Source organism: Pantoea agglomerans NBRC 102470 (assembly GCF_001598475.1).
GTDB classification, from domain to species: domain Bacteria; phylum Pseudomonadota; class Gammaproteobacteria; order Enterobacterales; family Enterobacteriaceae; genus Pantoea; species Pantoea agglomerans.
In genome coordinates this window covers 139,547-156,011 of sequence record NZ_BCZA01000002.1, presented here as the reverse complement: position 1 = coordinate 156,011, position 16,465 = coordinate 139,547, and the positions used below count along the sequence as shown (strand labels likewise).

18 protein-coding genes are annotated in these 16,465 nt (G+C 55.5%); 7 read left to right on the top strand and 11 right to left on the bottom strand.

All coding sequences use genetic code 11. From position 1 onward, the window contains the following. Positions 1 to 10 precede the first annotated feature (10 nt). Positions 11 to 802: a DNA-binding transcriptional regulator KdgR gene (gene kdgR, locus PAG01S_RS04325; RefSeq protein ID WP_062757806.1), complete on the top strand. Its 792-nt coding sequence runs from the start codon at positions 11 to 13 to the stop codon at positions 800 to 802. Positions 803 to 832: 30 nt separating this feature from the next. Here the strand turns inward: kdgR and PAG01S_RS04320 are convergent, their stop codons facing one another. Next, positions 833 to 1,069, bottom strand: a complete 237-nt coding sequence (locus tag PAG01S_RS04320) for a YobH family protein (protein ID WP_010258788.1) — start codon at positions 1,067 to 1,069, stop codon at positions 833 to 835. Between the two features lie 212 nt (positions 1,070 to 1,281). On the opposite strand from PAG01S_RS04320, the gene PAG01S_RS04315 reads away from it, so the two are divergent. The 4 genes from PAG01S_RS04315 to rlmA all read left to right on the top strand — a co-directional run bounded on the left by PAG01S_RS04315 (position 1,282) and on the right by rlmA (position 4,396). After that, positions 1,282 to 1,554, top strand: coding sequence for a YebO family protein (locus PAG01S_RS04315; protein WP_010258793.1), 273 nt, complete (start codon positions 1,282 to 1,284; stop codon positions 1,552 to 1,554). 18 nt (positions 1,555 to 1,572) lie between these two features. Continuing rightward, complete coding sequence (locus PAG01S_RS04310) at positions 1,573 to 2,583, top strand: MBL fold metallo-hydrolase (RefSeq protein WP_062757804.1); 1,011 nt, start codon at positions 1,573 to 1,575, stop codon at positions 2,581 to 2,583. A gap of 656 nt (positions 2,584 to 3,239) precedes the next feature. Then, positions 3,240 to 3,449, top strand: a complete 210-nt coding sequence (cspE, locus tag PAG01S_RS04305) for a transcription antiterminator/RNA stability regulator CspE (RefSeq protein WP_003852684.1) — start codon at positions 3,240 to 3,242, stop codon at positions 3,447 to 3,449. Positions 3,450 to 3,586: 137 nt separating this feature from the next. After that, the gene (gene rlmA, locus PAG01S_RS04300; RefSeq protein ID WP_062757802.1) at positions 3,587 to 4,396 is read left to right on the top strand and encodes a 23S rRNA (guanine(745)-N(1))-methyltransferase; all 810 of its coding nucleotides are present in this window, start codon (positions 3,587 to 3,589) and stop codon (positions 4,394 to 4,396) included. Here rlmA and PAG01S_RS04295 read toward each other — a convergent pair. The 4 genes from PAG01S_RS04295 to manX form a co-directional block, all read right to left on the bottom strand. Then, complete coding sequence (locus PAG01S_RS04295) at positions 4,393 to 4,851, bottom strand: DUF986 family protein (RefSeq protein ID WP_062757800.1); 459 nt, start codon at positions 4,849 to 4,851, stop codon at positions 4,393 to 4,395. The genes rlmA and PAG01S_RS04295 overlap by 4 nt on opposite strands. A 91-nt stretch (positions 4,852 to 4,942) precedes the next feature. Continuing rightward, complete coding sequence (locus PAG01S_RS04290; RefSeq protein WP_010260523.1) at positions 4,943 to 5,788, bottom strand: PTS mannose transporter subunit IID; 846 nt, start codon at positions 5,786 to 5,788, stop codon at positions 4,943 to 4,945. 15 nt (positions 5,789 to 5,803) lie between these two features. After that, positions 5,804 to 6,604, bottom strand: a complete 801-nt coding sequence (locus PAG01S_RS04285; protein WP_062758066.1) for a PTS mannose/fructose/sorbose transporter subunit IIC — start codon at positions 6,602 to 6,604, stop codon at positions 5,804 to 5,806. A 63-nt stretch (positions 6,605 to 6,667) separates the two neighbouring features. Beyond that, positions 6,668 to 7,630 (bottom strand): PTS mannose transporter subunit IIAB, encoded by a 963-nt coding sequence (manX, locus tag PAG01S_RS04280; RefSeq protein ID WP_062757798.1) that lies wholly within the window; start codon positions 7,628 to 7,630, stop codon positions 6,668 to 6,670. Positions 7,631 to 8,137: 507 nt separating this feature from the next. Between manX and PAG01S_RS04275 the strand changes: the two genes are divergently transcribed. Beyond that, positions 8,138 to 9,718 (top strand): TerC family protein, encoded by a 1,581-nt coding sequence (locus PAG01S_RS04275; protein WP_010260533.1) that lies wholly within the window; start codon positions 8,138 to 8,140, stop codon positions 9,716 to 9,718. Between the two features lie 141 nt (positions 9,719 to 9,859). Here PAG01S_RS04275 and pdeD read toward each other — a convergent pair whose 3' ends face one another. The 4 genes from pdeD to pabB all read right to left on the bottom strand — a co-directional run bounded on the left by pdeD (position 9,860) and on the right by pabB (position 15,123). Further along, positions 9,860 to 11,422 (bottom strand): cyclic di-3',5'-guanosine monophosphate phosphodiesterase PdeD, encoded by a 1,563-nt coding sequence (gene pdeD, locus PAG01S_RS04270; protein WP_050679593.1) that lies wholly within the window; start codon positions 11,420 to 11,422, stop codon positions 9,860 to 9,862. A 225-nt stretch (positions 11,423 to 11,647) separates the two neighbouring features. Then, positions 11,648 to 13,012 carry an L-serine ammonia-lyase gene (locus PAG01S_RS04265; protein ID WP_062757796.1) on the bottom strand — a complete coding sequence of 455 codons (1,365 nt, stop codon included), beginning with the start codon at positions 13,010 to 13,012 and terminating at the stop codon, positions 11,648 to 11,650. 184 nt (positions 13,013 to 13,196) lie between these two features. Beyond that, positions 13,197 to 13,760 carry a CoA pyrophosphatase gene (locus tag PAG01S_RS04260; protein ID WP_010670763.1) on the bottom strand — a complete coding sequence of 188 codons (564 nt, stop codon included), beginning with the start codon at positions 13,758 to 13,760 and terminating at the stop codon, positions 13,197 to 13,199. Continuing rightward, the gene (gene pabB / locus PAG01S_RS04255) at positions 13,744 to 15,123 is read right to left on the bottom strand and encodes an aminodeoxychorismate synthase component 1 (RefSeq protein ID WP_022625546.1); all 1,380 of its coding nucleotides are present in this window, start codon (positions 15,121 to 15,123) and stop codon (positions 13,744 to 13,746) included. Before pabB ends, PAG01S_RS04260 begins: the two co-directional genes overlap by 17 nt. A 110-nt stretch (positions 15,124 to 15,233) precedes the next feature. Between pabB and PAG01S_RS04250 the strand changes: the two genes are divergently transcribed. Then, positions 15,234 to 15,428, top strand: coding sequence for a YoaH family protein (locus tag PAG01S_RS04250; protein WP_010260545.1), 195 nt, complete (start codon positions 15,234 to 15,236; stop codon positions 15,426 to 15,428). An 11-nt stretch (positions 15,429 to 15,439) separates the two neighbouring features. On the opposite strand, the gene PAG01S_RS04245 is transcribed toward PAG01S_RS04250, so the two are convergent. Continuing rightward, the gene (locus PAG01S_RS04245) at positions 15,440 to 15,784 is read right to left on the bottom strand and encodes a RidA family protein (protein WP_003852699.1); all 345 of its coding nucleotides are present in this window, start codon (positions 15,782 to 15,784) and stop codon (positions 15,440 to 15,442) included. 67 nt (positions 15,785 to 15,851) lie between these two features. Then, positions 15,852 to 16,211, bottom strand: coding sequence for a hypothetical protein (locus tag PAG01S_RS04240; protein WP_010260549.1), 360 nt, complete (start codon positions 16,209 to 16,211; stop codon positions 15,852 to 15,854). Between the last annotated feature and the right edge of the window lie 254 nt (positions 16,212 to 16,465).

Here is a 16,465-nt window from a genome sequence, read left to right as displayed (position 1 = left end):
AAGGTGCGCGATGTCCTCTGCTGAAAATGATAAACAGCCCGATTCCGTCTCTTCGGTACTTAAAGTGTTCGGCATTCTGCAGGCGCTGGGTGAAGAGCGCGATCACGGTATTACTGAGCTCGCGCAGCGCGTGATGATGTCAAAAAGCACCGTTTACCGTTTCCTGCAGACCATGAAGTCGCTGGGTTATGTCACGCAGGAAGGTGAGAGCGAGAAGTACTCACTGACACTGAAGCTGTTTGAACTGGGCGCTAAAGCGCTGCAGAACGTCGATTTAATCCGTAGTGCGGATGTGCAGATGCGTGAGCTTTCGCGTCTGACCAAAGAGACCATTCACCTGGGGGCGCTGGAAGAGGACAGTATTGTCTACATCCACAAAATCGACTCCCTCTACAACCTGCGTATGTATTCGCGCATTGGCCGTCGTAATCCGCTGCATACCACCGCAATTGGGAAAGTTCTGCTCGCCTGGCGCGATCGCAGCGAGGTTGAGGAGATCCTGCGGGATGTCGAATTCAAACGGAGCACGGCCAATACGCTGTTAAGCGCGGAGGCGTTAATTACGGCGCTGGATCAGGTAAGAACGCAGGGCTATGGTGAAGATAACGAAGAGCAGGAAGAGGGTTTACGCTGCCTTGCCGTGCCGGTATTTGACCGTTTTGGCGTGGTGATTGCTGGACTGAGCATCTCTTTTCCCACCATTCGCTTTTCAGAAGATGCCCGCCAGGATTACGTGGCCATGCTGCATCGGGCGGCGCGCTCGCTCTCCTCAGAGATGGGCTATCACGACTATCCGTTCTGAAAACAGCGGGCCATGTGGCCCGCTGTTTTGTTAATTATCGATCACTTCTCCGCTTTTCTTCAGCAACGGACAATCAGTCACGCCCACCACGCCACTGTCAGTATGCAGATACTGCGCACTGATCACACCGCGAGCGGTCAGATAGCTGCACTGCAGGCCAAGGCCGGCTGCATTTTTAGTACTGCCGGTTAATACGCCATAGCCGGTAAACAGCATCGCCAGCCAGATCACCGCCAGCAAGCCTACCGTACGAATAAACAGTTTCATTATGTCTCCTTGTGAAAGATAACTCAGCGCTCCACCTGGTGCCGCCGGTTATGATGATATCAGCATGCCTCGCTTTTCTGGTGGGATCGATCAGAGATAACTGAAACGGCAAATTCTGCATTGATGTTAACCCCATTATCTTTTGCGATGGCGACAGGTAGAATGGGCGGTTGCCATGTTCTGGCGTTTCCACTGAGTTTTACGAGGCAGTTATGAATGAGTTAGCCGCAAATTCGGGCCCACTGGTCAGCTATGGCTTGCTGGTCATTATTTTGATTGTGGCGTTTATCGCCTGGTTCTTTGTCAACCGCGCCAGTGTGCGCGCCGGTGAGCAAATCCGTTTACTGGAGTCTTTGCTGGAAGAGCAGAAGAAACAGAATCAGCTGCTGCGCCGTCTGATTGAGATGCAGCCAGGGGCAGAGAGTAAAAAAACCGATGACGATCGCGAGAAACGCGACTTTATCCGGTTGATTCCGGAACGATAATCACAGCAGAGAGGCGGGATGGTCTGGAAAAATCCGTGGTATGACAGCAGCAAAGCGCATCACACGCCCGAGGGATTCTGCAATCCTGAACCGGAACGGCGCAAGCCGGGCGATCTGCAGCGCTGGCGCAGGGATCGCAAAGCGCAGGGGCTGCCGCTGCCACCGCAGCAGGGCTACAGGGCTTTCACCGAACAGTGGTGGCAGCCCGCTGATATCAGCGGCAGTGACGATCGCATCTGGTGGCTGGGACATGCCGCCGTGCTGCTGCGGCTGAACCAGCAATATATCCTGATCGATCCCGCACTCTCGTCACGCGCCTCGCCACTCTCTTTTGCCGGGCCGCAGCGAAAAACGCCCGCACCGCTTAGCATCGCTGATCTGCCGCGTCTGGATGTCGTGCTTATTTCACATAACCATTACGATCATCTTGATCGGCCGACGGTTAAAGCGATCGTCCGGCGTTTTCCGCAGGCGACCTTCATTGTGCCGCTGGGCCTGGAAAAATGGTGCAGGGCGCGGGGCGTGAAACAGGTCCATCAGCTCGACTGGTGGCAACAGTTTACTGTCGGCGACCTCTGTTTTGATGCGGTGCCGGCACGTCACTGGAGTATGCGAACGCCGCGCGATCGAAACCGTTCGCTCTGGTGCGGCTGGGTCGTGCGTTCTGCCTCCGTGCGCTTCTGGTTCTCGGGCGACAGCGGCTACAGCGATAGCCTGCCGGAGATTGCTGCCCGACTCGGCCCGTTCAGCCTGGCGGCTTTGCCGATTGGCGCTTATGCACCTGAATGGTTCATGGCGGGCCAACATATGAATCCCGATCAGGCGGTGGCGCTATGGCAGGCAGCAGGCAGGCCGCTGACGCTGCCCATCCACTGGGGCGTGTTCGAACTGGCCGATGAGTCGCTTGATGCACCACCCAAAGAACTGGCGGATGCGCTGCTGCGGGCAAACGAGCAAAAGAGCGGTTTCGCACCGTGGCGAATAGGCGAAAGCCGCGGGCTGAATAAGGATACCCAGGAATTATCCTAAAACCTCAGAGTTAAAACAAAAACCCGTTTTTATTATCTGATATCAATTTTTCAAATCAAAAGTTAAATTCTTAATAAGTAAAATCGGGCTCAATGCTTTTATTTGGAGCAGGACGACTGTCTGGCTCCTGCTTTTGGTGCAAAAAAAGTGTTATCTGTACGAAATAAAAGGCGCTGTACAGGATTGACGCCGGATTATAGATATTTTCAACTTTTCGCGCTTCGCTTATTCATTCTGTTATTGCCATATTTGTGAAATATTAATTTCTTATGGTATCCATTGGGTTAGACCCGGCAACAGAGGCCGGAGAGGGGTCTGGCCAGAGAGCGTGCTTAATTTGCATCGGCATTTGTAAGCGCCGCAGAACAGGCAATGTGAGCCTTCTGGCAATTATGTGCGCAGGCTGGCTGAGGCCCTTAAAAATGGCTTGCCATTGTTTTTAGGATATGTGATAACAAATCCTGAGTTAAACGAGGTACAGTTCTGTTTATGCATGGCATCTTCTGTAAAGAAGTCTGTAAAGAAGAACGAGTAAAGACGTTGACGTTGAATACCGCTTCCTTGCCGAACCTTAATTAGTGCCTCATGCAGTAATGTCTCTGGTTTTTCTGTACGACAGCCTTCGGGCTAAATAAACATCTAAAGGAATTTGCAAAATGGCAAAGATTAAAGGTCAGGTTAAGTGGTTCAACGAGTCTAAAGGTTTTGGTTTTATCACCCCTGCTGACGGTAGCAAAGATGTGTTCGTTCACTTCTCCGCTATTCAGGGCAATGGTTTCAAAACCCTGGCTGAAGGCCAGAGCGTTGAGTTCGAAATTCAGGACGGCCAGAAAGGCCCGGCAGCCGTTAACGTTACGGCTATCTGATTCAACTCCGCCTCGGTGCATTGCACCCTGACATGAAATCTCAAAGCCCTGGCTTCTCAGCCGGGGCTTTCTTTATGCTTCCGATGCGTAAACGTTAAGGTTACACTGCGCCGCGTTATCTGATGCCGGAGCACCCTATGTCCCTGATTTGCCCTCTTTGTCACTCTCCTCTCGCCTTTACTGCGCGCAGCTGGTGCTGCGAGAATCGCCATCAGTTTGATCAGGCGAAAGAAGGGTATGTCAATCTGCTGCCCGTTCAGCATAAACGGTCGCGTGAACCGGGTGACAGTGCAGAGATGATGCAGGCACGACGCGAATTTCTTGAGGCAGGCTACTACCAGCCGCTGCGTGATCGGGTCGTCAGCCTGCTTGCGCCCGCGCTGAGCCAGCCGGAGTGCAAAATCCTGGATATCGGCTGTGGCGAAGGTTACTACACCGCTGCACTGGCTGACGCAGCAGGCGAGGCCGGGCAGGTCTATGGGCTGGATGTCGCCAGAATGGCGATTCGGCTGGCAGCAAAGCGCTATCCGGCGGTGCGCTTCTGCGTCGCCTCCAGCCAGCGCTTACCCTTTGCCGATCACGCGCTGGATGCGGTTGTCCGAATCTACGCACCCTGCAATGAAGCGGAACTGGCCCGCGTGCTGAAGCCGGGTGGTCTGGTACTGACCGTGACACCGGGCCCGCATCATCTGCAGCAGTTCAAGGCACTGATTTACCGCGAAGTGCAGTTGCATGTGCCGGAGCAGAAAGCGTATCCCGGATTCCGGCAGGTGGCGCAGCATGCGCTGCGTTACCCGATGGCATTAACCGGCACAGCCGCGACGACCCTGCTTCAGATGACGCCGTTCGCCTGGCGGGCGCGTGAAGAGGTCTGGCAGACCCTGCAGCAGAGCGAGCAGTTCAGCTGCGACGCAGACTTTACCCTGACTGTGTGGCAGCGCGACTAGCGCGCCTCGACCAGGGTGTTATAGATGCGCTCCAGATCGTCGAGTTGCTGCACCGCGATCAGCAGCCGACGCTGTTCCAGCTGAATCACCAGAATGCCATCCTCAGAGAGATTCATGCCCTGAATTCGCCGGTAATCGATCCAGACACCGGCGTAAAACAACCCCTCACTTTTCATCAGCAGCGTTGGCTTTCGCAGCCAGAATAGCCAGAACGCCAGAAAACTCAGCACCATCAGCAGTGAGGTGGTGAGCTGCGGGCCGTGATGGCTGACGTTGTTCCACAGCAGGATCAGCAGCAGGCCGATGAAAATCAGGCTATCCAGCTTATGCTGCCTGCGCAGCGTAACCCGTAAGCGGGTCGGACCGTGGCGACGCGGCAGAATCGCCTCATGATAAACGGCAAACCCCATCAGGGCGGCAATACAACACGCAATCAGCGCGTCGGTTAATGACATCACAGCTACCTCAAACAGGGTGAGCTCAGCCGGTTGTGGCTCAGCTCACCACGCTTAAAAGCCGGAAGCGCAGGCTCCCGGCCGGGTGAAATTACAGACCGAGCAGGCCGATCCAGTAACCAAAGATACCGATAGCAAAGAAGCCGACGATAATCCACAGCGCGTTCACTTTACGGCGTAACAGCCACATACAGCCAAAGGTCAGCAGCAGCGGCACCACGCCCGGCATCAGCTGATCGAGGATCGACTGTACGGTGGTGACGGTGGTTTTACCGGTTGAGTCGGTAATACGTGACACCACCAGCGGGATGTTAACGTGTGTCCACTTGTTGACCAGCGCCCCCATGACAAACAGGCCGAGAATCGATGCGCCCTCCGTGAGTTTCTGCAGGAAACCGCCGCCCATATCACTGACGATATCGATCCCTTTGCGATAGCCATAGGCCACGCCGTAGTAGCGGGTCAGCAGACGTGCCAGGTTAAACAGCACAAAGAAGAGCAGCGGACCCAGCAGACTGCCACTCATGGCGATACCGGCTCCCAGCGCGGCAAACACCGGGCGCACCGTACCCCAGAAGATCGGGTCGCCAACACCGGCTAGGGGTCCCATCAGGCCGACTTTAAGGCCGTTAATCGCGCCATCGTCGATCGGGGCGCCGTTAGCGCGCTGCTCTTCCATCGCCATAGTCACGCCCAGAACCGGCGCGGCCACATAAGGATGGGTATTAAAGAACTCCAGATGACGCTTGATCGCCTGCTTACGATCATCATTGTTCTCAGGATAGAGACGGCGGATCACCGGCACCATTGAGAAGCAGAAGCCCAGCGCCTGCATGCGTTCAAAGTTCCATGAACCCTGGAACAGATTAGAGCGCAGAAAGACGGCGCGAACATCACCGGGTGTCAGTTTCTTTTCGACTTTCGTAATATCAACCATGTGCTCACCTGTTCCTTAATCGAGTTCGTTATCAAGATCGTTTGCGGTCGCAGCACCTGTTGGTGCTCCCGCCACACGGTTGTATTTCGGGCTGAGCTGAATGTAGAGCACCGCCATGACCACGCCAATGACGCCCAGCGCTACCAGGTTAAAGTTGGTGAAGGCTGCGGTGACGAAGCCCAGGTAAAAGAACGGCATCAGGTAGCCTGCACGCATCATGTTGATGACCATCGCATAACCGACCACTACAATCATGCCACCGGCGATATTCAGGCCGTTGGTAACCACGTCCGGAATAGAGCTGAGTAAGGCGTGAACCGCACTGGTGCCGACCGAAATCGCCACAATCAGCGCCGGGATGGCGATACGCATCGCCTGTAACAGCAGGGCAGAGACGTGGATCCAGGAGATAGCCGTAAGGTTACCTTTCTCTGCGGCTTTGTCAGCCGCATGCTGGAAGGCGACGGTCAGCGTACGCACGATAATGGTCAGTACCTGTCCGGCGGCGGCCAGCGGAATCGCCAGCGCAATACCGGCACCCACACTTTGACCGCCAGCGATGACCAGGATGGTCGAGATAATGGAGGCGAGGGCGGCATCAGGCGCAACGGCGGCACCGATGTTCATCCAGCCCAGCGCAATCATCTCCAGCGTACCGCCGATAATAATGCCGGTTTTCATGTCACCCAGAACGATACCAATCAAGGTACAGGCGACCAGCGGGCGGTGAAACTGGAACTCATCCAGAATCGACCCCATACCGGCAATACAGGCGACAATAAAAATCAAAATAATTTGTAGCGAGGTTATTTCCATCATACTTCTTGTCCTCAGCAGGATAACCAGGAGCCCGGAAACGCAGGCGCATAAGTGCTTCTGTTACGCGTTAACTTTCGCGATCAGATCCATCATTTTCAGTTTCTGGTCACTGGAAACTTTACGCACTTCCAGTTCAATATTGCGTTCGTTGAGTTTGCGGAATGCGGCAATATCTTTTTCATCGACCGAGACCGCATTATTGACCTGGGTTTTCCCCTGGCGGAACGCCATACCGCCGATGTTGACGGTTTTAATATCAACACCCTGTTCCACCACGCGCAGTACATCGGTGGGGTTGGTAAACAGCAGCATCACGCGATCCTGACCATACTTCGGGTTGTTCCACACCCGCACCATCTTATCGACATCCACCACATGAGCCGTGACGCCGGGCGGAGCGACCTGTGTCAGCAGGGTTTTGCGCACATGATCGTTGGCCACTTCATCGCTGACGACGATAATGCGCTGAACGTTGGTCTCTTTTGTCCAGCGCGTCGCCACCTGCCCATGAATCAGACGGTCATCAATGCGTGTCAGCCCGATTTTCATATGGTCACCGGGCGCCATCGGCTTAGCCGGTTGCACCACAGCGGCCGGTTTTGCCGCGGCTGGCGCCGGCGCTTCTTCTTTGGCTTTCAGGGCTTTGACCCCTTCACGGCCGGTCTCCACCGCCACGGCGACCAGCTCGTCAAAACCGGGATTGTCATCGCGCGCCATCAGGGTTTCCACCAGCATCGGGATATTGACCCCGGCGATGACCTCATACTGGGGTTTGTCGACCACGATGCGGCTGGCCGCATTAAACGGACTGCCACCCCAGGTATCAACTAAAAACAGTACTCCCTGCGTCGTATCAAGTTCTGCCAGTCGTGCCTGATATTTTTCTATCAGCGTTTCTGCATTTTCACCGGGGACAAAATCTATCCAGCCGACATTGTCCTGCTCGCCCAACAGCATTTCTGCTGTTTTCAGCAGTTGTTCCGCTGCCCAGCCGTGTGTACCAATTACTATCGCAATGGTCACGTGCTACCTCCGTTCGCTAGAAATGCTCATCTGAGTCAATGAACTGTATTGAATTGCTTTGATGATCTGTTTAACCGGATGATTCGAATTATCGGTATAGCGTCGAAAAAACATGGGTTAACTACGTCAAGGCGGTAAAGTCGCGATTTATTTTAGTGATCGAAAAAATAAATTATGTGATGTCTGTCAGCTATTCATCCTGTGAAGCGGCCAGTAACCCTTTTTATGCGCCTGATCATCCGTCAGGCAGATTGTAAAAATAAGAAAATTTTTTGACGCAATTCACCGACCTGATACATTAACGTTCTGTTTATTACTCAGGAGTAACGGGCTTCAGCCCACCTTTATGGATCGTCACCGACGTCGCTTAATCTGTTCTTTGCGCCTGCTGGCGCGTCACCCTTCGCCTCACGGCGTTTCCACCGCTTTCCCGACTACCTGCCTGTCACGCTTTGCTGCGCTGATAAGCGGCACCGCGTTCTGTTCCCTGTTCTGGAGTCATAAATAATGGAATTTTTATTCGACCCCTCAATCTGGGCGGGTTTACTGACGCTTGTGGTGCTGGAAATTGTACTCGGCATTGATAACCTGGTATTTATTGCCATTCTGGCCGACAAACTGCCGCCGAAGCAGCGTGATAAAGCACGCCTGATTGGCCTGTCACTGGCGCTGGTCATGCGTCTGGGTCTGCTGTCGCTGATCTCCTGGATGGTGACGCTGACGACGCCTCTCTTTAGCGTAGGCGGTTTCAGCTTTGCCGGTCGTGATTTAATTCTGCTGGCCGGTGGTCTGTTCCTGTTGTTCAAGGCGACCATGGAGCTGCATGAGCGGCTGGAGAACCGGCAGCTCGACGGGTCCGGTAATCGGGGATATGCCAGTTTCTGGGCTGTCGTAACGCAGATTGTGGTACTGGACGCGGTCTTCTCGCTGGATGCCGTCATTACCGCCGTGGGTATGGTGAACCACCTGCCGGTGATGATGACCGCCGTGGTGATTGCGATGGGTGTGATGCTGCTGGCATCTAAGCCGTTAACCAACTTTGTTAACGCGCATCCGACTGTGGTGGTGCTCTGCCTGAGCTTCCTGCTGATGATCGGTCTGTCGCTGGTGGCAGAAGGCTTTGGTTTCCATATTCCTAAAGGCTATCTCTATGCGGCGATTGGCTTCTCGATTCTGATTGAGCTGTTCAACCAGGTTGCACGTCGTAACTTTATCCGCCATCAGTCAAATCGCCCGATGCGTGAACGCACCGCCGAAGCGATTTTACGCCTGATGGGGGGCCGCAACCGTGCCCAGACCGCCAGCAATGGCAACACCAGCAGCAGCGAAGAGGCTGCGCTGGCGGAAGCGATGCCGCAGGAAGCGTTTAAAGATGAAGAGCGCTATATGATTAATGGCGTGCTGACGCTGGCTTCCCGCTCGATTCGCAGCATCATGACGCCACGCGGTGAAATCTCCTGGGTCGATGCGAATCGTCCGGTAGATGAGATTCGCGGTCAGCTGCTTGATACGCCACACAGCCTGTTCCCGGTCTGTCGGGGTGAACTGGATGAAATTGTCGGTGTAGTGCGAGCCAAAGAGCTGCTGGTGGCGCTGGAGCACGGTGTGGATGTGGCAACGTTTGCGGCCAATACACCGACTATCGTGGTGCCGGAGACGCTGGATCCGATCAACCTGCTTGGCGTGCTGCGTCGTGCCAAGGGCAGCTTCGTGATTGTCACCAATGAGTTTGGTGTGGTTCAGGGTCTGATTACGCCGCTGGACGTGCTGGAAGCGATTGCGGGTGAATTCCCGGATGAAGATGAAACGCCCGATATCATTGCGGATGGTGATGGCTGGTTAGTGAAAGGGGGGACCGATCTGCACTCGCTGCAGCAGTTGCTCGACTTCCATGAACTGGTCGACCCGACAGAAGACCACGCCTCGCTGGCGGGCCTGCTGATTGAGCAGAAAGGGCAGTTACCGCTTCCTGGCGATGTAATTGATATTACTCCGCTACACTTCCAGATTATCGAAGCGACCGACTACCGTATCGATCTGGTGCGTGTCACTAAAGATAAACCGCATGACGAGGATGAAGAGGGCTAATCGTTCTCGTTGATGCAGAGGCGCTGCCGGGTTTACCGGCCGCGCTGAATTTCTCTGACAGCCGCTGGCTCATTGCCGCGGCTGTTTTTTTGTCTGTGGCGTAAGGTCATCAGGCAGGGCGAAACGGGGCTCAGGCGATTGTCACCTGCGGGCATCAGCCTGATGCTGCGCCAGCCACGCCGGGAAATCCTGCAGCGGCATCGGGCGGGCAAAATAGTAGCCCTGCAGATGATCCACGCCGCGTTCGCGCAGATAGGCCGCCTGCTCAGCCGTCTCCACGCCTTCGGCCACCAGACTGATATTCAGGCGCTGGGCCAGCGAAATCACCATATCCGTCACCGTGGCATTAATCGCGTCAGTGCCGATGGCTGCGGTGAAAATCTTGTCGATTTTCAGCACATCTGGCTGCAGATCTTTCAGGTAGGAGAGCGAGCTGTGACCGGTGCCAAAATCATCAATCGCCAGCCGGACACCGATGTCATGCAGTTGCGCAATCACCGACTGGTCCACGACCGGCAGGGCATCGCGCTCGGTGAGCTCTACTACCAGTTTCGGCACCGGATTGGCAGGCCACCACAGGTTGTGCAGATCTTCCAGAATGGCGTGGTCGCGGAAGTGGCTGGCGGCAACGTTAATGGCGATATGGAACGCGGGATCGTCGGGCAACTGCGGTAACTGTCTCACCACCTCATTCAGTACAAAGCGCGTCAGCGGTTTGATCAGGTTCTGTCGCTCGGCCAGGGGAATAAAGACATCCGGTGCAATCCAGCCCTGACGGGGATTATGCCAGCGCAGCAGTAACTCAATACCGTCGCACTCACCACTTTTGGTGTTGATCAGCGGCTGGCAATAAACCATAAACTCACGGGCCGTAATGCCATAACTGATTTGCCAGCTCAGGCTCATACGATTTGCGGTCGCCAGCCAGACGATGTAACCCATAAGCAGACTCAGCAGCAGCGCCAGCGGGAGCTGTGAGGGAAGCGTCGCCAGCGCCAGGCGGGTCGGAGAGGGGCCATAGAGAGTAAGCGTAAACGGATAGCGCAGCGAGCCCTGCTCATAGCTCACTTCGTCTTCTGACGGCACCGTGGGCTCGATCAGCGGATTGCCATACTCCAGGCTCTCCCCGTTGACGTTAAAGACAACGCGCTCCACCCAGGGCAACTGCGGCTCCAGCAGATAATTGCTCATCATTTCGATGTTGATCACCTGCAAAATTCCGGAGCGGTTATCCAGGCTCTTTGGCGTCCACAGCAGTAAAATGGGCGAGCCTTTCAGCAGGTACTCATCAGTTGCCAGCGTCATGCGCTGACTGTTAAAGGCTAAGTCAGGGTAAGTCTGGCTAAAGGGGATGGTGCGGGGCCCATAAATACTGGAGCAGTAGAGCACGTCGTTATCCACCAGCAGGATCGCCCGGACCGTCTGCAGGGAAGAGATTTTTTCGATGAGTGGAAAGCGAACATCCTGACAGGGAACGCCGACCAGACCCAGCGTATTATTGGCTGAAACCTCCAGCGGTGAAAACATCCGGTCAAACCGCATAATCGCTTTATCGGCGAAATCCATCGCCTGCTGCTCGATACGTGACTTCTCTTCGATATAGCGAAAGGCCAGGGTTAATATCAGCACCACGGTGGCGATCGACAGCGCTATCAGCACACGCTTGCGTCTGAATTGTCCAACAGATTGCTGGGCCATAAACATCTGTATTCACCTTCCCAAAAAGCCAGTAAAAAGCAAAACACAACGGGGTGAGTATCGGCACGGTCAGATCAACATTGAGGCCGGAATGCAGAAAAGCGGGTCTGGAAAGTTGCGTAAGCCGGACGGCTGCGCGGAAATCACTCTACCGGTTTAACCTGCGCTGAGATAGCGCAGGATGCGGATTTTATTACGTTTGCACGTTTTTTAGTCAGTTAATCGTTTCGCTTAATCACACTGAACTTTAATCGCCAGACCGCCACGCGAAGTTTCACGGTATTTGGCGTTCATATCTTTGCCGGTTTCATACATTGTCTCGATAACCTTATCCAGCGAGACGCGGGGTTCGCTGGTGCGTCTAAGTGCCATGCGCGCCGCGTTAATCGCTTTAACCGAGGCGATAGCATTGCGCTCAATGCAGGGCACCTGAACCTGACCGGCTACCGGGTCACAGGTCAGACCAAGGTTATGTTCCATGCCGATTTCAGCCGCCACGCAGACCTGCTCCGGACTGCCGCCCAGCAGTTCAGCCAGACCGGCCGCCGCCATAGAACAGGCGACACCCACTTCACCCTGACAGCCCACTTCCGCGCCTGAAATAGAGGCGTTCATTTTGTACAGCACGCCGATGGCGCCAGAGGCGAGGAAATAGCGCAGGAAAATGTCGGGTGTCACTGGTTCAATGAAGTGATCGTAGTAAGCCAGCACCGCAGGCACGATACCGCAGGCACCGTTAGTGGGCGCGGTCACCACGCGGCCTCCCGCGGCGTTCTCTTCGTTAACGGCCAGCGCATACATATTGATCCAGTCGATTACAATCATCGGATCGCTGGAGTGCTTGTCAGAGGAGGTCAGCAGACGACGCAGGGAGGCGGCGCGACGCGGCACGCGCAGTGGCCCTGGCAACACGCCTTCGGTATTCAGACCGCGGTCGATACAGGCCTGCATCGTCTGCCAGATGTTAGTGAAATAGGCATGGATCTCATCGCGGCTGTGCAGCGCCAGCTCATTTTTCATCACCAGACCTGAGAGTGACAGGCCGGTTTCACGACAGTGAGCCAGCAGATCTTTGGCGGAGTGGAACGGCCAGGGCACAGAGACTTCATCCAGTGCCGACTGCCCGAAGTGCTCTTCATCAACAATGAAACCACCGCCAACGGAGTAATAGGTTTTTGACAGAATCAGCAGGTCGCCCGCAAACGCGAGCAGGCGCAGGCCATTTTCATGCAGGGAGAGGTTTTCACTGCGAAATACCATGCCGCCTTCACGCGGGAAATCCACTTCATGTGCGCCTTTCGCCAGCAGCAGTCGCTCACGCTGCTCAACATCTTTAATAAAGGCGGGGATCGCATCAATATCCACCGTATCCGGCGATTCACCCGCCAGACCCATAATGATGGCGATATCAGTGTGATGGCCTTTGCCGGTCAGAGAGAGAGAACCGTAAACATCCACGGCGATCCGGGTGACCTCCTGCAGCTTTCCCTGTTCGCACAGCAAATCCACAAACTGTTTACCTGCTTTCATCGGGCCGACAGTATGCGAACTTGAGGGGCCGATGCCCACTTTGAACATGTCAAAAACACTAATCACAGGTGACACTCCTCACAATTATTCTCAGTCTGCCGGGGCAGTTTATGGCGCCCATAGTAATGGTCATGCACCAGGAAAGAGCAGCTTTTCGCATGAAATAAACTTATCAAAACTCATAGAAAAAATTATAGTGCAGCGCGCCAGTAACCTGACGGGCCTGAGAGAGGAAAAAACGAGAAAGGTCTCAGAATGCGATCTGAGTACTCAGTGAGCGGATAATACCCGCGGTCATGCCCCACACCAGATAATCCTGATAGCGCGACAGCCAGACCGGGTGGCGAACGCCAGCCCGATGCACCTCCAGCGCGCTGTAGCGGCTGAGCTGCAAAGCCTCGGCCAGCGGCATCTCAAAGGCGCTGCTTACCTCATCCGGATTAATCGTTAATCGCAGATCGGCCGGAATGATCCCCAGTACCGGCGTCACCTGAAAGCCGGTGCTGCTGGTCACGGCGGGCAGTGCGCCTAATACCTCGACCTGATGCGGCTCAATGCCAACCTCTTCCTGTGCTTCACGCAGTGCTGTGGCGATGAGCGATGCGTCAGTGTCATCCTGCATCCCGCCGGGAAAAGCGACCTGTCCGGCATGTTTGCGCAGGGCGTGTGAGCGCTGCGTCAGCAACAGACCGGGTTCAGGCCGTGCCACAATCGGCACCAGCACCGCCGCATGGCGCCCGGATAGCAATTGTGTGCTGCGGGCTGGCTGCTGCAACAGAAAACGGCTGCGAAAATCATCAAGCGTCAGGGCCAACTGAACCTCCGGTTTGTTCCAGTGCCGGTAAGATCCGGCTGACTTTGTCGAGTGTTTCCTGATACTCCGCTTCGGGATCGCTGTCTGCAACAAGCCCGCCGCCCGCCGCACAGTAGAGCTGCTGACCTTCAGCGATCAGCGTGCGAATGGTGATGCTGGTATCCATCCGGCCACACAGGCTGAGATAACCGATGCTGCCGCACCAGGCATTGCGCCGCTGCGGCTCCAGTTCATCAATAATCTCCATCGCCCGAATCTTGGGCGCACCGGTAATCGAGCCGCCCGGAAAACAGGCGCGCAGCAGATCGGTGGCCTGCAGGGTGTCAGGCAGCTGCGCCCGCACCGTGCTGACCAGGTGGTGCACGGCGGGGAAGGGTTCAACCACAAACAGTTCAGGCACCGTGACCGAGCCGGGTAGCGCCACGCGGCCAATATCGTTGCGCAGTAAATCGACAATCATCAGATTTTCGGCCCGATCTTTTTCTGCATGGCGCAGCGACTCAGCCTGTTGCGCATCAGCAATCGGATCGTCACAGCGTGGCCGGGTACCTTTGATCGGTCGGGTTTCGATCTGCTTATTATTCAGCGACAGAAAGCGCTCCGGCGACAGGCTGAGGATCGCGCTCTCCGGCAGACGCAGAAAAGCGCTGAACGGCGCGCGGTTAGCCGCATTGAGTATACTGAACGCCTGCCACTCATCACCCTGGTAACCGGCCTGAAAGCGCTGCGCCAGATTAACCTGATAACAGTCACCCGCCTGAATATAGGCCTGAACCGCCGCAAAACGCGCAGCGTAATCTGCATAGCTCAGGTTGGAGCGCCAGCGGCTGGTCAGTGAAAAGGGCACGGCCTCGCGCGCCGGCCATTGCGCCAGCCAGGCGGCGCGTTCTTCCGCGTTCTTTAACGCCACCAGCGTCAGGGTCTGCTGATGATGATCGGCAATCAATGCCCAGTCATAGATACCCACCGCCATGTCAGGCGTGGTGAGATCGGCTGCGGCCTGCTGAGGCAGCGACTCAAACCGGCGGCCCAGGTCATAACCAAACAGGCCCAGCGCACCGCCCTGAAACGGCAGGGCATCGCTGGCAGCCGGCGTCACGCCCAGCGCATCACACTGCTGCTGCACCAGCAGCAGGGGATCGGCGGTTGATTCGGTCGTGCCGGTCGGGTCGCTGAGCGTAGTCATCGCACCGCGGGTCACCAGAGTAGCGCGGGGATCGGCGGTCAGAATATCAAAGCGGTTGTCACTGTGGTTCGCCTGCGCGGAGGAGAGCAGCATCGCCCAGGGCAGATGGGCAATCGGGGCAAAACGCTGAGTCAGCGCATCCGGGGTATAATCAAGACTGAGGGTTTCAACAATCATCGGGCAGAGAAATCAGAGAGCAAAGAGGCGGTCAGACTGCCATATTTTTTCCTGACTGGCACCTGTTAGTTCCGCGTGGGATACTGTCTGCCCCAACGCAGGAGTGAAACATGTTTATAGGAATACCGGCTCTCTCTCATGAGCAGCAGCAGCAGGCCGTCGAACGTATTCAGGAATTGATGGCGGGAGGTTTGTCGAGCGGTGAAGCGATCACCCAGGTGGCGCAGGAGATCCGACAAAATTTCAAGGGCGAACGGATTCGGGCGCTATTCGAAGACGAAGATGAAGAAAACGAAGAGGAATAACGCCCGGCGTTTTAACGTGCAGCGATAATTTTAATTTCGATTTTGTACTTCGGATTCAACAGCCCGGCCTGTACCGTGCAGCGCACCGGCGCATTACCTGGAGAGACCCATGCGTCCCATGCGCGGTTCATCGCAGGGAAATCGGCCTTATCCACCAGAAACAGCGTCGCATCAAGGATTTTGCTTTTATCGCTACCGAGCCGTGTCAGAATCGCATCAATCACTGCCAGCGCATTGGCTGTCTGCGCTTCTGCGTCGGCATCCAGATTCTCAGGCACACTGGTGTAATAGATCGTGTCGTTGTGGATCACGGCTTCGGACATACGGTGTTCCGGGTCAATGCGGGTAATACTCATCGGTTTCTCCCTGGTTAATTGCGCATTAGCCTGGCACACTCCCGACATCGCTGTCACCCCTTACGCTTTACAGGCAGCGCTCAACAATCGCCTGTCTGTCCGCCATCACCTGAGGCGCCATCCGGAAAGTCGTGAAATATTTCACCTCAGCCCCTTTTCGGCGGGGCGACACATCCGCAAAAATCGAATCTTCCCAGGTAAAAACGCTGATCTCGCTGCCGTTGGGCTGGGTGTGGGTGGTGTTATCTCTGGCAATGACGCTGGTGGTGGACCAGCCGCGATAAATACAGTCGCTGAGCTGAGGGACGGTGCGGGTGCTTTGACCCTGAAAAACAGGCTGCTGCAGACGAGCCTGATCAGGCGTGGGTGCCTGGCAGCCGCAGAGCAGCAGCACGCCAGCCAGAGAGCCGATGCGGAAACAGTTCATACATTCCTCCGCCTGAGTCAGGCAGTCGGGTTAAGGCCATCTGTTTAACACCGCCTGAACGGCAATGTTAAACCAGTCTCAGCACGTCAGCCTACGGGTGCCACATCCCAACGGTAAGCTGATTTAATCATTATAATCCGCGCGTTTGTTTACTCGCTGCGTTCCTCTGCATTTGCTAACTGCATCACACTGTCTGCATCATGATAATGAGCCGCGGACGTTGTCACTGTTGCAGCCCTGCTGCACTAAAGCAG